We start from the raw sequence: 14711 nt of genomic DNA, 5'->3' as shown, positions 1-14711 counted from the left end.
CAAAACCTTGCCGCTTCAAGTCGACTTGATGTCAACTGACCCAGTGACCCCACCCGCCGTCCCCATCAGCGAAGCCGCCGCCCTGTACGACCTCCCGCCGTCAACCCTGCGCTGGTGGGAGGACCGCGGCCTGCTCGGCCCACCCCCACGAGACGCAGGCCGCCGCCGCTACCGAGAGGCTGACCTGCGTCGCCTCGGCGTGGCCTACCTGTGTTGCGTGACGGGTTTGATGCCGCTGTCCAAGGCCGCGGTGGTCGCCGCGGGCCAGGCCAGACGGGAGGACTGGCAGGGCACGGTCGCCGAGCAGATCGGCGTACTGGCCGACCGCATCGACCAGCTGACCGCCGCCCGCGCCTACCTCCAGCACCTGTTGCAGTGCGAGGACGCGGACATGACGGACTGTCCTTATCTGGAGCGGGAGCTGGTCACGTGGACGCCTCGGGGGCGGTTGCCGGCGGGGGATCTGGTGTCGGCGGCTCGGGCGGCTCGGGGTGGAGGTGGTGATGAAAAGGGGGAGGTTGGTGACGAAATGCGGTGTGTGAGTTGTGCGCGGGTGGTGGGGGAGGGGGGTCGGGGGCGGCCTCGGCGGTATTGCTCGGCGGCTTGTCGGCAGCGGGCTTATCGGGCTCGGCGGGGGGTGGGGTGAGGGGGTGTGCGACAAGTGCCAACGTGGTGTACGAGATCGGCCAACACGCCAGGCGTGAGATTGCCCGACGGGCGTGCGACAGGTGCCAACGTGATGTGCGAGTTCGGCGAACACACCGGGCGTGGGATTGCTCGGCGGGGCGTACGAGAACGGCCAACGTGGCGTACGAGATCGGCCAACACGCCGGGGGTGGGTGGCGGGGAAGGGGAGTTGGCGGCCCGCTGGTGCGGCGGTCGGGTTGGGTTTGCCTGGTGGGCGTGCGAGTTCGGCCAATGCGGCGTGCGAGTTCGGCCAACGTGGCGTGCGAGTTCGGCCAACGTGGCGTGCGAGTTCGGCCAACGTGGCGTGCGAGTTCGGCCAACGTGGCGTGCGAGTTCGGCCAACATGGCGTACGAGTTCGGCCAACATGGCGTACGAGATCGGCCAACACGCCGGGGGTGGGTGCGGGGCGGGGCAGTATGGCCCTCCCTCCCGCCTTCTTCCCGCCTTCCTGCTCCCTCCCTTCCCGCCCGCTCGACGGGCGGTGCGGTGGTTAGGGGGTGGGGCGGCCCAGCATGGTCCTCCCGTCCTCCCCTCTCCCTTCCCCCTCTCCCTTCCCCTCCGCCTGACCTCCCTCGCACCCGCCCTCCCGCGTGACGGGTGGTGGGGTGGTTAGGTGGTGGGGCGGCCGCGTAGGAGTGAGGTCAGGCGGGTGAGGCGGGTGGGGCGGGGGGTTCGGGGTGGGAGGGTGGTGGCGATGGCGTCGGTGAGGAGGGTGCCGACTGTTTCGCTGGCGCAGGACTTGTTGGCGCCGATTCCGCCCGTGGGGCCGCGTTTGATCCAGCCGACCACGTAGGTGCCCGGACTGACCCGGCCGCGTTCGTGCGGGATTGTGCCGGTGGCGGGGTCGAAAGGCAGGCCCGGCAACGGGTTTCCGCGGTAGCCGACGGCTCGGATCACCTGGCCGGTGGCGATCTCGATCTCCCCGTCGGGGCCGGTGACGCGCAGGCCGCGGACCTCGGTGTCGCCGACGATCTCCAGGGGTGTCGAGTGGAAGCGGAGCACGATTCGCCTTCGACCTGGGGCGGGTGGGGTGGACCAGTCCACCGTTTGGCGGGTGATTCCTTGTAGCAGTGCGGCTTTGCCTTCGCTCGCGTCGACCGCGTGGGTGGTGCGGGGGTCCTGGTCGTCCAGGACCAGGTCGATGTCGGCTCGTTCGGTCAGGGCGAGTAGTTCGGGCATGGTGTAGGCCGCGTCGGCGGGGCCTCGGCGGGCCAGGACCACGACCTCGCGGACCTTGCTGGAGGTCAACTGGGTCAGGGCGGTGGGGGCGGTCGTGGTGTCCGCCAGGGTGTTCGGGTCGGCGGTGAGGATTCGGGCCACGTCCAGGGCTACGTTGCCGTTGCCTACCAAGACCACGCGTTCGGCGGAGAGGTCGACGGCTGTGGCTGGGATGTCGGGGTGGCCGTTGTACCAGGCGACCACGGTGGTGGCGGCCAGGCTGCCTGGCAGGTGTTCGCCGGGGATGTCCAGGGTGCGGGCGGCGGAGGCGCCGACGGCGTAGATCACCGCGTCGTGCTGGGCGGACAGCTCGGCCGGAGTGATGTCCCGGCCGATCTGGACGCCCAGGCGCAGGGTCAGGCGGGGGTGCTGGTGGAAGCGGGCGAAGGTTTCGGCGATCTTCTTGGTGGACGGGTGGTCGGGGGCCACGCCGTAGCGGATCAGGCCGCCGGTGACCGGGAGGCGGTCGATCAGGGTGACCCTGGCGTTGGTGTGCAGCAACAGGTCCGCGACGGTGTACATGCCGGCGGGGCCGGTGCCGACGACCGCGATGTCCAGCGGGGCGAAGTCCGCGGGGATGGTGCGGCTGAACTCCGGCGGGCTCCAGGCGTGGAACATCGGCGCGGGCGCGGTTTCGGCCGGAGCGCGGTCGGTGTAGTAGTCGGCGTTGATCCGGGCGTAGGGCTTGAGGTCGGCAGGCAGTTCGGCCACCGGGAAGATCGCGTCGACGGGGCAGGCGTCGGCGCAGGCGCCGCAGTCGATGCAGGCGCTGGGATCCACGTAGAGCAGGTCGGTGCGGCCGAAATCCGGCTCGTCGGGGGTCGGGTGGATGCAGTTGACGGGGCAGACCGTGATGCAGGAGGCATCAGCGCAGCAGGTCTGGGTGATCGCGAAGGCCATGGCTCAGATCAGGTTCGCTCGCTGGTAGAACCAGGTCGCGGCCTTGGTGAGCAGGCCGGCGGAGTTGAGGAACTCCATCAGGCCCGCGCAGCTGGACCGCATCATCGACTTGTGGTGCTGGTTGGCCTTGGCCTCCCGCACCGCGCGGTCGACGTCCAGGCCGGCGTTGGCGTAGACCTTCTTGCCGACCATGCTGGTCACGATGTAGTAGGAGACGATCGAGACCACCAGCGCGTTGATCTGGCGGCGCAGCCAGCCCGCGCCCTCCAGACGCTCCTTGGTCTCCTCCCTGGCGAACTTCATGTGCCGGGATTCCTCGACCACGTGGATGTTGTTGATGGTGCGGACAAACGGCGCCACCCGATCGTCGCGCATCCAGTCCCGCTGCATGACGTCGAGGACCTCCTCGGCGACCAGGATCGAGGCGTAGGCGGCCTCGCCGACCGCGACGGTCTTGAACAGGCGACCCAGTTCGATCACCACCCGGTTCGGCCGGTACGCGGGCGCGCCCAGCTTGGCCGCGCCGCGGGCGAACATGATCGAGTGGCGGCATTCGTCGGCGATCTCGGTCAGCGCCCACTGGAAGGCCGGGTCGGTCGGGTCCTTGCCGTAGAAGTCCCGCAGGATCATCTGCTGCAGGATCATCTCGAACCAGATCCCGGTGCTGGCCACCGAGGCCGACTCCTGGCGGGTCAGCTCGCGCTGCTGTTCCGGGGACATCTCCGCCCAGTACGCGGTGCCGTAGAGGGTGCACCACTCCGGGCTCATCCCGTGGTGCGCCGGGTCCAGCGGGGTCTCCCAATCCACCTCGGTCGCCGGGTCGTAGGACAACTCCGACGACGAGTCCAGCAGCCTTTGGGCCACGGCCTGGCGGTCGGGTCGGGCTTCAACGGTGGCCATTCGTGGACTCCTTGTAAGCCGAGTAGCTGTTACTCAAGGTTACTGTAACCAAAAGTAACACATATCCGAGGTCTCGCCCAGACCCCGTGAGCAGCCAGGACGGCGGGCGCTCTGCCACCCGGGTTGCATCCGGCGCTGGACGTCGACACCGGGCGGGCCCTCGGTCACGATCAGAGTCGGAAATCCCTCCACCAGAAGGAGGCCCGACATGACAAGGACCAACATCTCCCGTCGCGACCTGCTGCGGGCCGCGGCCGTGCTCGGGATGTCCGCGCCACTGCTCGGCGCCTGCGTCACCGGCGGCGGGCCGGGCGCCGGACCGGGGCAGCGCGGGGAACGCAGTGCGGGCAACCCGTTCGGGGTCAAGGCCGGGTCACCGCTGGAGGTGGTGGTCTTCAAGGGCGGCTACGGCGACGACTACGTCAAGGCGGCCGAGGAGGTCTACCGGCGGCAGCACCAGGGCAGTGCGATCGAGCACCGCGGCATCCAGCAGGTCGGCGACACCCTGCGGCCGCGGTTCGTGGCCAACACCCCGCCGGACGTGGTGGACAACACCGGCGCCGGCGCGCTGGACATCTCCGCGCTCGCGGCCGCCGGTCAGCTCACCAACCTGGCCGAACTGCTCGACGCCCCCTCCTGGGACGACCCCAACGTCACCGTGCGGAACACCCTGCTGCCCGGTGTGGTCGAGGACGGCGAGCGGGACGGCGTCTGCGTGCACCTGAACTACACCTTCACCGTGTGGGGCCTGTGGTACTCGAAGTCCCTGTTCGACAGGCAGGGCTGGACCTACCCGGCCACCTGGGAGGCCATGCTCGCGCTGTGCGCGGAGATCAAGAAGACCGGGATCGCGCCCTGGACCTACCAGGGCAAGTACCCGGACTACGTCACCGATCCACTGCTCACCATGGCCGCCAAGTCCGGCGGCATGGACCTGATCCGCGCGCTGGACAACCTGGAACCGGGGGCCTGGCGGCACGAGGCGGTGCGCGGTGCGGCCGAGGCGTTCGCCGAACTGGCCGGGCGCGGGTACTTCATGCCGGGCTCGGAGGCGTTGTCGCACACCGAGGCCCAGGCCGCCTGGTGCCAGGGCAAGGCCGCGTTCATCCCGTCCGGCTCCTGGCTGGAGAGCGAGCAGCGCGACGTCACCCCGCCGGGCTTCGAGATGACGCTGGGCGTGCTGCCCGCGCGCACCACCGCCGACAAGCTCAAACCCACCGCGCTGGAGGCGTCCAGCACCGAGTCCTACCTGGTCCCGGCCCAGGCCAAGAACATCGCGGGCGGCCTGGACTTCCTGCGGATGTTGTTCTCCCGCAACGCCTGCCGCGAGTTCGCCCGCACCGCGGGCACGCTGCCCTCGGTCGCCGGGGCCACCGACGGCCTGACCCTGTCCAGCGGCCTGGGCTCGGTCAGCGCCGCGGTGCGCGCGGCCGGCACCGAACTGATCAGCTTCCGGCATCGCGGCTGGTATCCGCAGCTGCGCAAGGCCACCGACGACGCGGTCGGCGAGCTGATCACCCGCCGACTCACCCCGGCCGCCTTCGCCGACCGCCTGCAACTGGCCGCCGACGCACTCGCCAAGGACTCCAGCGTCAAGAAGTACACCCGCAGATGAGGCGGCGGGGTCTGGGTTTTGTCGCCTGCGCCCTGCTGCCCGCGTTGCTGCTGCACGTGGTGTTCGTGCTCTCCCCGTACGCGCAGGCGTTCTACCTCTCGCTCACCGACTGGAACGGGGTGGCCGGGCAGGCGCGGTTCGTCGGGCTGGACAACTTCCGGCAGCTCGGTTCGGACCCGCTGTTCCTGGCGGCGGTGCGCAACAACCTGGTGCTGCTGCTGACCCTGCCGCTGGGCACCATCGCCCTCGGCCTGTTCCTGGCCACCGCGCTCAAGTTCGGCTCGCGCGGTGGCCGGTCCGGGGTGCGCGGGGCCCGGTTCTACTCGATCGTGTTCTTCTTCCCGCAGTTGCTCTCGGTGGCGATCGTGGCCGTGCTGTGGGGTTTCGCCTACAACCCGAACAGCGGACTGATCAACGGCGGGCTGCGCGCGCTCGGCCTGGACGGGCTGGCGCGCAGCTGGCTGGCCGAGCCGGGACTGGCCCTGTTCGCGGTGCTGGCGGTGCTGATCTGGTCCGGCGTCGGCTTCTACCTGGTGCTGTTCAGCGCGGCCATGGACGCCATCCCACGCGAGTTCTACGAGGCCGCGCTGCTCGACGGCGCGGGGCAGTGGACCACGTTCCGGCGGATCACGCTGCCGCTGCTGTGGGACAACGTGCAGGTCGCCTTCGTCTACCTGGGCATGGCCGCGCTGGACGGCTTCGCGCTGGTGCAGATCATGACCGTCGGCCCCGGCGGCCCGGACGGCGCCACCGAGGTCATCGGGCTTTCCCTGTACCGCAACGCCTTCACCTTCAGCCGGTTCGGCTACGCGGCCGCGATGGGGGTGGCGCTGTTCTTCGGCACCCTGGTCTTCGCCGTGCTGGCGTTGCGGGCGGGCCGCCGGGAGCGGGTGGAGCTGGCATGAGACGGATCCCGCTGCACCTGGCGCTGCTGGGCTGGACCCTGGTCACCGGATTTCCGTTGCTGTGGGCCGCGATCAGCGCGCTCAAGACCGACCGGGAGATCCTGACCAGCCCGTGGTCGCTGCCGGAGAGTCCACAGTGGACGAACTTCGCCCGAGCCTGGACCGAGGCCGACATCGGCCGCTACTTCCTCAACTCGGTGCTCGTGGTCGGCGGCGCGCTCGGGCTGACCATGCTGCTCGGCGCGCTGGCCGCCTACGCGCTGGCCCGCTATCCCTTCCGTGGCAACAGGTTCGTCTACTATCTCTTCGTCGCCTCGATGTTCTTCCCGACCTTCCTGGCGCTGGTGCCGCTGTTCTTCACCGTGCAGCAGCTCGGCCTGCTCGGCACCCACCTCGGGCTGATCCTGGTCTACACCGCCTTCGCCACCCCGTTCACCATCTTCTTCCTGCACGCCTTCTTCCGTGGCCTGCCCAGCGCGGTGGCCGAGGCCGCGTTCCTGGACGGCTGCTCGCACGCCGGGGTGTTCTTCCGGATCATGCTGCCGATGGCCCGCCCCGGCCTGATCTCGGTGGCCATCTTCAACTTCCTCGGCCTGTGGAACCAGTACCTGCTGCCACTGGTGCTCAACCCCGACCCGGACAACTACGTGCTCGCCCAGGGTCTGGCCGCGCTGTCCACCAGCCAGGGCTACCGCGGTGACTGGAGCGGGCTGTTCGCCGGGCTGACCATCGCGATGCTGCCGGTGCTGGCGGCCTACGTGGTGTTCCAGCGGCAGATCCAGGCGGGCGCCACCGCGGGCGCGCTCCGATAGTCGAGTTCGTGTGACCTGAGTCACGTGAAGCAACCTGGAGAGCCGCCCGGGTGTGTAAGAGGAAGATCGCGCGGCGAGCGCGTGGGCAGTCTGGGGGAACAGCGAATGGGGTCGTTGTCATCGGCGCGCGTGCTGACCGGCGCGGTCGTGTTGTCATTGGCGGCCAGTGGGCTGGTCGCGGGCACCGCCTCGGCGGCGGAGGGGCCGGACATCCGGAGCACGGTCTCGGTGGCCGGCGGGACCTACCTGCCGGGGGACCCGATCACCGTCAAGCTCACCGTGACCAACGCCGGTGACCGGGGCGCCTACTACCTGCGCAAGCATGAGCAGCACGTCTCCGGCACCCGGTTCTTCATCGACAACATGAGCGACTGGGGTGATCTCGGGCCGGGCGGGCTCGGCGCGAGCTACCTGCCGGGGGAGTCCCGGGAGTACACGCTGCGCGGGCACCTCGGCGAGTGGGGCGGCGGGGACGCCCGGTTCAGGCTGGGCCCGATTTCGCCCCGCGATGTGAACCCGGCCGACGACCAGGGCGAGGCGCTGGTGCCGGTGGTCTCGCCGGAGAACAAGGTGGTGGTCAGCGGGCAGATCTACGGCGACGCCGACCTCAACGGCGAGCCCTCGGCGGGGGAGGGCCTGGCCGGGGCCACGGTGGAGCTGCGTGACAACGAGGGCGCGCGCACCGCGGTGACCGGCGCCGACGGCGGGTACTCCTTCCCTGGGGTGTCCCCCGGCAAGCACTCGCTGAGCGTGCAGAGCGTGCCAGGCGGCTGGATCAGCCACGGGTACCGGGAACTGCGGTTGGACGGCTCGGCGCCGGAGACCAAGGTGTCGTTCCGGGCGATGCGCCCGCTCTCGGAGTCGCTGCGGGTCAGCGTCGGGCTGGACAAGGCGAGCTACCCGGTCGGCGCGGAGGCCGAGATCCGGCTGACCCTGACCAACACCGGGACCAGGGCGCTCACCGGGATCCACGTCGCCTGCGACCGGATCGACAACCGCCTGCAGCTCGAGGTCCCGCCGGAGGGCTGGGGCGAACTCGGCTACTACGCGGCCGGCACGACGGTCCAGCCGGGACAGACCCGCGAGTACCGGGTGCGCGGCACGGTGCCGGCCCACGGCGGGGTGCGCGGCCACCTGTACCAGAGCTGCGACTTCTGCCAGCTCGAAGAGCACTCCGACGGTCAGCCGAGAGGGCTGCTGACGGCGAAGGTGACCGGGCGGGACGGGACCAGCAGCGGCACCCTGTTCGACGACCGGAACAACAACGCCACCGTCGACCCTGGCGAGGGGCTGGTCAACCAGGAGGTCCGGCTGATCGACCTGGACAACGGGCACGAGTTCACCGCCCAGACCGACGGCGCGGGCGTGCTCCGGCTGGCCGGTCCGGCCGGGCGGTACCGGATGACGGTGCAGGGCTGGGGATTCGTGCGCAAGGACGTGGTGTTCGACGTGGTCGCGCCGCCGAGTGACTACTACAGCGGCTGGGCACACGTGCTCCGGCCGATCCCGGGGCGCTGATCGGGACGATCAGGTGACTGACCGGTGCGGTGCGAGGCCGTCGAAGACGATGGTGAGCATCCGGTCGGTCACCTCCTGGTCGAGCCGGGCCTTCGCGGCGGCTCGGGCGGTGCCCACCAGCAGGGCGTAGACCTCGGGCAGTGCCATATCGGCCCGGACGGCTCCGCCCTGCTGGGCGTGCCGCAGCAGGGTGCCGACCGCCTGGCGCAGCCCGTCCGAGGCCGCTGCCGCGCCGCCGCCGGTGCCGCCCGCGTCGAGCAGGGCCTCGCCGATGAGGATCTTCGTCGCCGCGTCGGCCACGACCTGGCGGAAGAAGTCGAAGAACGCCGGACCCGGGTCGGCGTCGAAGCGTGCCTCGGCCCGCTCGCGCAGGCGGTCGAAACGCCGGACGAGCACGGCCTCCAGCAACCCGGCCTTGGTGGGGAAGTGACGGAACACCGTGCCGATGCCCACCCCCGCCAGCCGGGCCACCTCCTCCGTCGAGGCGGTCTCGCCGCCCTGGCCGAAGACCTCGTCGGCGGCGTTCAGGATGCGGTCGCGGTTGGTGCGCGCGTCCACGCGCTGGGCTCGCCCGGCAGGCCGGTCCGGCGTACTCATCGCCGCATCTCCCCTTGATTGACATCCGGAGTGGGGACTCCATATATTCGCGGAGTCGGGACTCCGGATAATACGGGAGGCGCCTCATGACCACACCCAGGAGCCCGCGCGAGGTCTTCCTCGCGCTCGTCGACGGCGTGGGGAGCGGCCGCTGGGAAGAGCTGCCGGACCTCTACGCGGAACACACCCACGTGGTGCACCCGTTCGATCCGCTGCGCGCCCCCGCACTGCGTACCCGCGAGGAACTACGGGCGCACTTCACGCCGGTGGACGCCAGCCCCAGACCGCGCCGATGGGCGGCTGACATCACCGTGCACGAGACGGCCGACCCCGAGGTCATCATCGCCGAGTTCGAGTACCGGGGAACCACTACCGACACCGGCGAGGAGTTCAGCCAACCGGCGATCTTCGTGCTGCGGGTGCGTGACGGGGAGATCGTCGAGTCCCGGGACTACTTCGATCACTTCTCGACCGCCCGGATCCGCGGCCAGCTCGGCGCACTCGTGGCGGCGGTCGAAGCCAAGCAGTGAAAGCGAAAACGGGGGACCGGCGTGCTGCCGATCCCCCGTTGTGGTGCTACTTGCTTCAGTGCATGGCCGGTGCCGACGGCGCGTCACCCGGCTGCTTGGCCCGGACGAAGAACGAGCCGACCAGGGCGACCACGCCGATGCAACCCGCGACCAGGAAGGACAGGTGCAGACCGTCCACGTCGGGGCTGCCGGTGGAGCGGTCGGTGCTGCCCAGGGTGGCCACGGTGATGAACACCGCGGTGCCCAGCGCGCCCGCGACCTGCTGGAGGGTGGCCAGGATCGCGCTGCCGTGCGAGTAGAGCTGCTCCGGCAGCGAGCCGAGCGACTCGGTCATCAGCGGGGTCATCATCAGGCCGAGGCCGATCATCAGCAGGATGTGGATGCCGATCACCGCGAGCAGCGGCGAACCCGGGCCCAGCGCGGAGAACAGCCACAGCGAGACCGCCATGGACAACGCGCCGGGGATGACCAGCGGGCGGGCGCCCACCTTGTCGAACAGCTTGCCCACCGGGCGGCCGAGCAGACCGAGCACCAGACCACCCGGCAGCACCGCGAGGCCGCTGACGAAGGTCGAGGTGTGCAGCACGGTCTGCAGGTACAGCGGCAGCAGGATCGCGCCGGCGCCGATCAGGCAGACGAACAGCAGGGCGCTGAGCACCAGCCCGACCACGAACGAGCGGTGGGTGAACGGGCGCAGGTCCAGCAGCGCCTTGTCCTCCCGCTGCAGGCGCAGCTGCCGCCAGCCGAAGACCAGCAGCGAGACCGCGCCGACGGTCACCGCGAGCCACGGCGGCACCGGCGAATGCCCGCCTGCGGACTCACCACTGGCGGAGAGGCCGTAGAGCAGACCGCCGAAACCGAGCGCGGACAGCAGCACCGAGAACAGGTCCAGCGGCACCGGGCGGGTCTCGCTGTGGATGCGCAGCAGGGCCAGGCCGGCCACCAATGCGCCGACCGCCAGCGGCAGCACGATCAGGAACATCCACCGCCAGCCCAGCGAGGAGAGCACCGCGCCACCGATGGTCGGGCCGATGGCCGGGGCCACCGCGATCACGATGGTGATCGTGCCCATGGTCGCCCCGCGCCGCTCCAGCGGCACCAGGCGCATCACGGTGGTCATCAGCAGCGGCAGCATCACCGCGGTGCCGACGGCCTGCACGACCCGGCCGGCCAGCAGCACCTCGAAACCGGGTGCGACGCCGCAGAGCAGGGTGCCGAGGGAGAACGCGGTCAGCGAGACCGCGAAGACCTGGCGCGGGGTGAAGCGTTCGAGCAGGAAGCCGGTGGTCGGGATGACCACGGCCATGGTCAGCAGGAAGCCACTGGTCAGCCACTGGATGGTGGTGGTGGGCACCTTGAGGTCGACGGTGAGGTCCCGCAGCGCCACGCTCATGATCGTCTCGTTGAGGATCATCACGAACGCGGAGAGGACGAGCACCCCGATCAGCAGACCGGGGCGCGCCGGAGCTTGCTCCGGGCGCGGCGGGGCGGTGGTGGTGCTGGTCGTCATGGGGAGGGCTCCTGGCGGGTCCGAGCCTGCGGTGATCAGGGAGGAATGGGAAACGATGGGCGACGGGCCCGGACAGCCCCCCAGCGTCACCTAAATAGGGTAACCGTTGTCCCGATGCTTATCTTCCCAATTAGCTGACGGCGCAAAGGAGGCGCGGGTCACAGTGCGGATCAGCGTTTTCCGTGCACAAAAGGATCCAGTTCGGCCGTGAACGCGGCCTCGTCGACCCGTTGGCCAATGTTCTGGTCGCGCGCCACGAGCAGTCCGTGCGGGCAGTGGTTTTCACTACCGGGCAGGGTGAACTGCCCGATTTTCCGCCCGGACCGCGCCTCCAGCACGGTGAAACTGTAGGAGGCGGGCACGATGTCCACGGTCCGCGGCCGCTTGGTCTCCTGGTCGGCGAGTTCGCAGCTGCCGGTGCGGCGGGTGCCGGTGGGAGTGGGCAGGAACGCGCAGACGACCAGCGTCACCCGGTTCCGGTCGAACTGGTCCGCTCTGGTCGGGAACCACCGCCGGGGTAGCAGGGGAGCGCCCGGACTCAGCGTGCTGACCAGCCAGCTCCCGCTGTGCAGCGCGGCCACGGTGGCCAGGTGCGGGCCGGGGCCGCGGTACTCGGGGCCGCGCGGGTTGTAGGGCACGCCGTCGTAGCACCACTGCCGTTCCGGCACGGTCTCGGTGGGCTGGGGCTTGCCGGTGCTGGGCGCCGCCACGGCTGTGGTGGCGGCGGGTTCGGGCGGGGCGCAGCCGGGGAGTGGCGACAGCACGCAGACCACCGCCGCGATCCGGGCGGTCGTCATGATCTTCACCCGAGGATCGCACCACGGCCGGGGTGGAGGTGTCTCCGGTTGGCAGGGTCCGGCCAGTCGGACACAGTTTTGAGCGAGTGCTCAATTCTGCGGTACGGTGGCGGCATGAGGATCGTGCTGCCAGGGGGAGCCGGGCACATCGGCGGATTTCTGGGCCGCGAGCTGGTCGCGCTCGGCCATCAGGTGCTGGTGCTGAGCCGACGGCCCGCACCCGCACCGGAGCCGGGGATCGAGTGGCTGCACTGGGACGGTCGAACGCTCGGGCCGTGGGCCGAGCGGATCGACGGCTGCGACGCGGTGGTCAACCTGGCCGGGCGCAGTGTGAGCTGCCGCTACACCGCGGCCAACCTGCGCGAGATGATGGACTCCCGGGTGGACTCGACCCGCGTGCTCGGCCAGGCCATCGCCCGCGCCGGGCGCCCACCAGCGACCTGGTTGCAGATGAGCACCGCCACCATCTACGCGCACCGGTTCGACCAGGCCAACGACGAGATCACCGGGCAGCTCGGCGGCGGCGAGCCAGGGGTGCCGGACTACTGGGCCTACAGCGTGCGGATCGCGCGGAACTGGGAGGCGGCGCAACGGGAATCCGTCACCCCGCACACCCGTCAGGTCGCGTTGCGCACCGCGATCGTGATGAGCCCCGGCCGCGGTGGCGCCTTCCACGTGCTGCGGCGGATGACCCGGCTCGGCCTGGGTGGCGCGGTCGCGGGCGGGCGGCAGTACGTGTCCTGGATCCACGGCAGGGACCTGGTCCGCGCGGTGACCTTCCTGCTGGACCGGCCCGAGCTGACCGGCCCGGTCAACCTGGCCGCGCCCCACCCGCTGCCGCACCGGGACCTCATGCGCGCACTGCGTGCGGCACAAGGGATCCCGGTGGGCCTGCCGGCCACGAAGTGGATGGCCGAACTGGGTGCGTTCGCCCTCCGCTCCGACACCGAACTACTGCTCAAGAGCAGGCGGGTGGTGCCAGGACGCCTGCTGGCGGCGGGTTTCCGCTTCGACTTCCCGGACTGGCCGGCCGCGGTGGCTGACCTGCTCGGCCGGGAACCGCGTCACCACAACGCGGTGATGCCGTAGGTGGCCGCGGCCACCGCCGCCGAACCGGGCAGGGTGAGCACCCAGCCCTTGGCGATGTCGGCCGCCACCGACCAGCGCACCGCGGAGCGCCGGGTGGTGGCCCCGACCCCCATCACCGCCGAGGTGATCACGTGCGTGGTGGAGATCGGCGCGGCGAAGACGAACGCGGTCAGGTACAGCACCGAGGACGCGGCCAGTTCGGCCGCCAGACCGTGTGGCGGGGTCAGGTGGAAGATCCGTCTGCCCAGCGTGCGCATGATCCGCAGCCCGCCCGCGTAGGTGCCCGCGGCCAGGGCCAGCGCACAGGCCACCACCACCCAGAACGGAACGTGGAAACCGACCTGCTGACCGCCGATGACCAGGGCCAGCACGATCACGCCCATGCTCTTCTGCGCGTCCTGCAGGCCGTGGCCAAGGGCCAGGCTGGAGGCGGAGACGATCTGCGCCCGCCGCATGCCGCGGCCGACCTTGTGCGCGTTGCCGTTGCGGAAGGCCCACATGATCCCGGTCATCACCAGGTAGCCCAGGGTCAGCCCGACCAGCGGCGAGACCACCATCGGCACCACCACCTTGATCAGCACCCCGGACCAGTGCACGTTGGTCGCCGAGGCCAGCGCCGCGCCGACCAGGCCGCCGATCAGCGCGTGCGAGGAGGAGGACGGCAGCCCGAAGTACCAGGTGATCAGGTTCCACACGGTGGCCCCGACCAGTGCGGCCAGCACCACCCGCAACCCGTGGTCGCCGACCGGGGTGTCGATCACCCCGGAGGCCACGGTGACCGCGACCGCGGTGCCCAGCAGCGCGCCGATCAGGTTCATCACCGCGGCCAGGGCCAGCGCCGCGCGCAGGGTGAGCGCTCTCGTGGACACCGCGGAGGCGATGGCGTTGGCCGCGTCGTGGAAGCCGTTGGTGTAGTCGAAGGCCAGCGCGAGCACGACCACCACCACAAGCATGGTGGTGAGCATCAGGATTCCTTGACCGCGATGGTGCGCACCACGTCGGCGACGTGCTCGAAGGCGTCCGCGGCGGCCTCGAGCTGGTCGACGATCTCCTTGAGCTTCATGACCTCCAGGGCTTCCAGCCGCCCGTCGTAGAGCCGGGAGAGCAGTCGCCGGTAGGCCTTGTCGGCCTCGTTCTCCAGCGAGTTGATCTCCACCCAGTAGTCGGTCAGCCCCTGCGGGTCGGCCAGCCTGGGCAGGGCCTCCGCGGTGAGCTGGGCGGCCCGGCTGAGCAGCTCGACCTGGGCGTCCACCCCCTCGGGCAGCACGTCCACCCGGTACAGCATGGTCAGGTCGACCGCGGCGTCGATGTCGTCGACCACATCGTCGAGGCGGACCGCGAGGCGGTAGATGTCCTCGCGGTCGAAGGGCGTGACGAAGGACCGGTCCAGGTGCTCGATGATCGCGTGCGTGGCACGGTCACCGACGTGCTCCAGCTCGTGCAGGCGCTCGGCCAGCTCGGCGCGCCGCTCGTCGGGCGCGCGCACGAACTCCCGCAGCACGTCCACGCTCGCGGCGATGTTCGAACCGATTTCACTGAACAGCTCGAAGAACCGCCGACTGGTGGGCTTCCGGCTTAGTCGCATTGTTGGTCAGCCACCCCGTCGTGGTTGGTGCTTGGTCATACGCGGAA

14 protein-coding genes are annotated in these 14711 nt (G+C 70.4%); 7 read left to right on the top strand and 7 right to left on the bottom strand.

Annotation, left to right across the window (positions count from 1 at the left end; all coding sequences use genetic code 11):
• Positions 1-28: 28 nt before the first annotated feature.
• A complete protein-coding gene (locus HNR67_RS29095) occupies positions 29-646 on the top strand; it encodes a helix-turn-helix domain-containing protein (RefSeq protein WP_185005373.1) in 618 nt (205 codons plus the stop codon).
• Between the two features lie 651 nt (positions 647-1297).
• Here HNR67_RS29095 and HNR67_RS29090 read toward each other — a convergent pair.
• Together HNR67_RS29090 and HNR67_RS29085 are read right to left on the bottom strand one after the other, a co-directional pair.
• Positions 1298-2806, bottom strand: a complete 1509-nt coding sequence (locus HNR67_RS29090) for an FAD-dependent oxidoreductase (RefSeq protein WP_185005372.1) — start codon at positions 2804-2806, stop codon at positions 1298-1300.
• Between the two features lie 3 nt (positions 2807-2809).
• Positions 2810-3706: an AurF N-oxygenase family protein gene (locus tag HNR67_RS29085; protein WP_185005371.1), complete on the bottom strand. Its 897-nt coding sequence runs from the start codon at positions 3704-3706 to the stop codon at positions 2810-2812.
• A 208-nt stretch (positions 3707-3914) separates the two neighbouring features.
• Between HNR67_RS29085 and ngcE the strand changes: the two genes are divergently transcribed.
• The 4 genes from ngcE to HNR67_RS29065 all read left to right on the top strand — a co-directional run bounded on the left by ngcE (position 3915) and on the right by HNR67_RS29065 (position 8556).
• On the top strand, positions 3915-5321 hold the full coding sequence (gene ngcE, locus HNR67_RS29080) for an N-acetylglucosamine/diacetylchitobiose ABC transporter substrate-binding protein (RefSeq protein WP_185005370.1): 1407 nt from the start codon (positions 3915-3917) through the stop codon (positions 5319-5321).
• A complete protein-coding gene (locus HNR67_RS29075; protein WP_185005369.1) occupies positions 5318-6226 on the top strand; it encodes a carbohydrate ABC transporter permease in 909 nt (302 codons plus the stop codon). The genes ngcE and HNR67_RS29075 overlap by 4 nt, the downstream gene beginning before the upstream one ends.
• Complete coding sequence (locus HNR67_RS29070) at positions 6223-7038, top strand: carbohydrate ABC transporter permease (RefSeq protein WP_185005368.1); 816 nt, start codon at positions 6223-6225, stop codon at positions 7036-7038. Before HNR67_RS29075 ends, HNR67_RS29070 begins: the two co-directional genes overlap by 4 nt.
• Positions 7039-7143: 105 nt before the next feature.
• On the top strand, positions 7144-8556 hold the full coding sequence (locus HNR67_RS29065) for a carboxypeptidase regulatory-like domain-containing protein (protein WP_185005367.1): 1413 nt from the start codon (positions 7144-7146) through the stop codon (positions 8554-8556).
• 9 nt (positions 8557-8565) lie between these two features.
• Here HNR67_RS29065 and HNR67_RS29060 read toward each other — a convergent pair whose 3' ends face one another.
• Positions 8566-9153 (bottom strand): TetR/AcrR family transcriptional regulator, encoded by a 588-nt coding sequence (locus HNR67_RS29060; protein ID WP_185005366.1) that lies wholly within the window; start codon positions 9151-9153, stop codon positions 8566-8568.
• A gap of 86 nt (positions 9154-9239) precedes the next feature.
• Between HNR67_RS29060 and HNR67_RS29055 the strand changes: the two genes are divergently transcribed.
• Positions 9240-9683, top strand: coding sequence for a nuclear transport factor 2 family protein (locus tag HNR67_RS29055; protein ID WP_185005365.1), 444 nt, complete (start codon positions 9240-9242; stop codon positions 9681-9683).
• 55 nt (positions 9684-9738) lie between these two features.
• Here the strand turns inward: HNR67_RS29055 and HNR67_RS29050 are convergent, their stop codons facing one another.
• Positions 9739-11193: an MDR family MFS transporter gene (locus HNR67_RS29050; protein WP_185005364.1), complete on the bottom strand. Its 1455-nt coding sequence runs from the start codon at positions 11191-11193 to the stop codon at positions 9739-9741.
• Between the two features lie 170 nt (positions 11194-11363).
• Positions 11364-11990 (bottom strand): hypothetical protein, encoded by a 627-nt coding sequence (locus HNR67_RS29045; protein ID WP_185005363.1) that lies wholly within the window; start codon positions 11988-11990, stop codon positions 11364-11366.
• Positions 11991-12104: 114 nt separating this feature from the next.
• Here HNR67_RS29045 and HNR67_RS29040 point away from each other — a divergent pair, with 114 nt between their 5' ends.
• A complete protein-coding gene (locus HNR67_RS29040; RefSeq protein WP_185005362.1) occupies positions 12105-13079 on the top strand; it encodes a TIGR01777 family oxidoreductase in 975 nt (324 codons plus the stop codon).
• On the opposite strand, the gene HNR67_RS29035 is transcribed toward HNR67_RS29040, so the two are convergent.
• The gene (locus HNR67_RS29035) at positions 13055-14044 is read right to left on the bottom strand and encodes an inorganic phosphate transporter (protein ID WP_185005361.1); all 990 of its coding nucleotides are present in this window, start codon (positions 14042-14044) and stop codon (positions 13055-13057) included. The genes HNR67_RS29040 and HNR67_RS29035 overlap by 25 nt on opposite strands.
• Complete coding sequence (locus tag HNR67_RS29030; RefSeq protein ID WP_185005360.1) at positions 14044-14664, bottom strand: DUF47 domain-containing protein; 621 nt, start codon at positions 14662-14664, stop codon at positions 14044-14046. Before HNR67_RS29030 ends, HNR67_RS29035 begins: the two co-directional genes overlap by 1 nt.
• Positions 14665-14711 lie beyond the last annotated feature (47 nt).

This window comes from Crossiella cryophila (assembly GCF_014204915.1).
Lineage (GTDB): Bacteria > Actinomycetota > Actinomycetes > Mycobacteriales > Pseudonocardiaceae > Crossiella > Crossiella cryophila.
The sequence above is the reverse complement of the archived record's forward strand: the minus strand, read 5'-3'. Positions and strand labels throughout refer to the sequence as shown.

Excerpts from the sequence above, each read along its gene's own strand:
- HNR67_RS29050 (WP_185005364.1), bottom strand. The coding sequence starts at position 11,193 with ATGACGACCAGCACCACCACCGCCCCGCCGCGCCCGGAGCAAGCTCCG.
- HNR67_RS29095 (WP_185005373.1), top strand. The coding sequence starts at position 29 with ATGTCAACTGACCCAGTGACCCCACCCGCCGTCCCCATCAGCGAAGCC.
- HNR67_RS29075 (WP_185005369.1), top strand. The coding sequence starts at position 5,318 with ATGAGGCGGCGGGGTCTGGGTTTTGTCGCCTGCGCCCTGCTGCCCGCG.
- HNR67_RS29045 (WP_185005363.1), bottom strand. The coding sequence starts at position 11,990 with ATGACGACCGCCCGGATCGCGGCGGTGGTCTGCGTGCTGTCGCCACTC.
- HNR67_RS29030 (WP_185005360.1), bottom strand. The coding sequence starts at position 14,664 with ATGCGACTAAGCCGGAAGCCCACCAGTCGGCGGTTCTTCGAGCTGTTC.
- HNR67_RS29065 (WP_185005367.1), top strand. The coding sequence starts at position 7,144 with ATGGGGTCGTTGTCATCGGCGCGCGTGCTGACCGGCGCGGTCGTGTTG.
- HNR67_RS29055 (WP_185005365.1), top strand. The coding sequence starts at position 9,240 with ATGACCACACCCAGGAGCCCGCGCGAGGTCTTCCTCGCGCTCGTCGAC.
- HNR67_RS29060 (WP_185005366.1), bottom strand. The coding sequence starts at position 9,153 with ATGAGTACGCCGGACCGGCCTGCCGGGCGAGCCCAGCGCGTGGACGCG.
- HNR67_RS29090 (WP_185005372.1), bottom strand. The coding sequence starts at position 2,806 with ATGGCCTTCGCGATCACCCAGACCTGCTGCGCTGATGCCTCCTGCATC.
- HNR67_RS29070 (WP_185005368.1), top strand. The coding sequence starts at position 6,223 with ATGAGACGGATCCCGCTGCACCTGGCGCTGCTGGGCTGGACCCTGGTC.
- HNR67_RS29085 (WP_185005371.1), bottom strand. The coding sequence starts at position 3,706 with ATGGCCACCGTTGAAGCCCGACCCGACCGCCAGGCCGTGGCCCAAAGG.
- ngcE (WP_185005370.1), top strand. The coding sequence starts at position 3,915 with ATGACAAGGACCAACATCTCCCGTCGCGACCTGCTGCGGGCCGCGGCC.
- HNR67_RS29040 (WP_185005362.1), top strand. The coding sequence starts at position 12,105 with ATGAGGATCGTGCTGCCAGGGGGAGCCGGGCACATCGGCGGATTTCTG.
- HNR67_RS29035 (WP_185005361.1), bottom strand. The coding sequence starts at position 14,044 with ATGCTCACCACCATGCTTGTGGTGGTGGTCGTGCTCGCGCTGGCCTTC.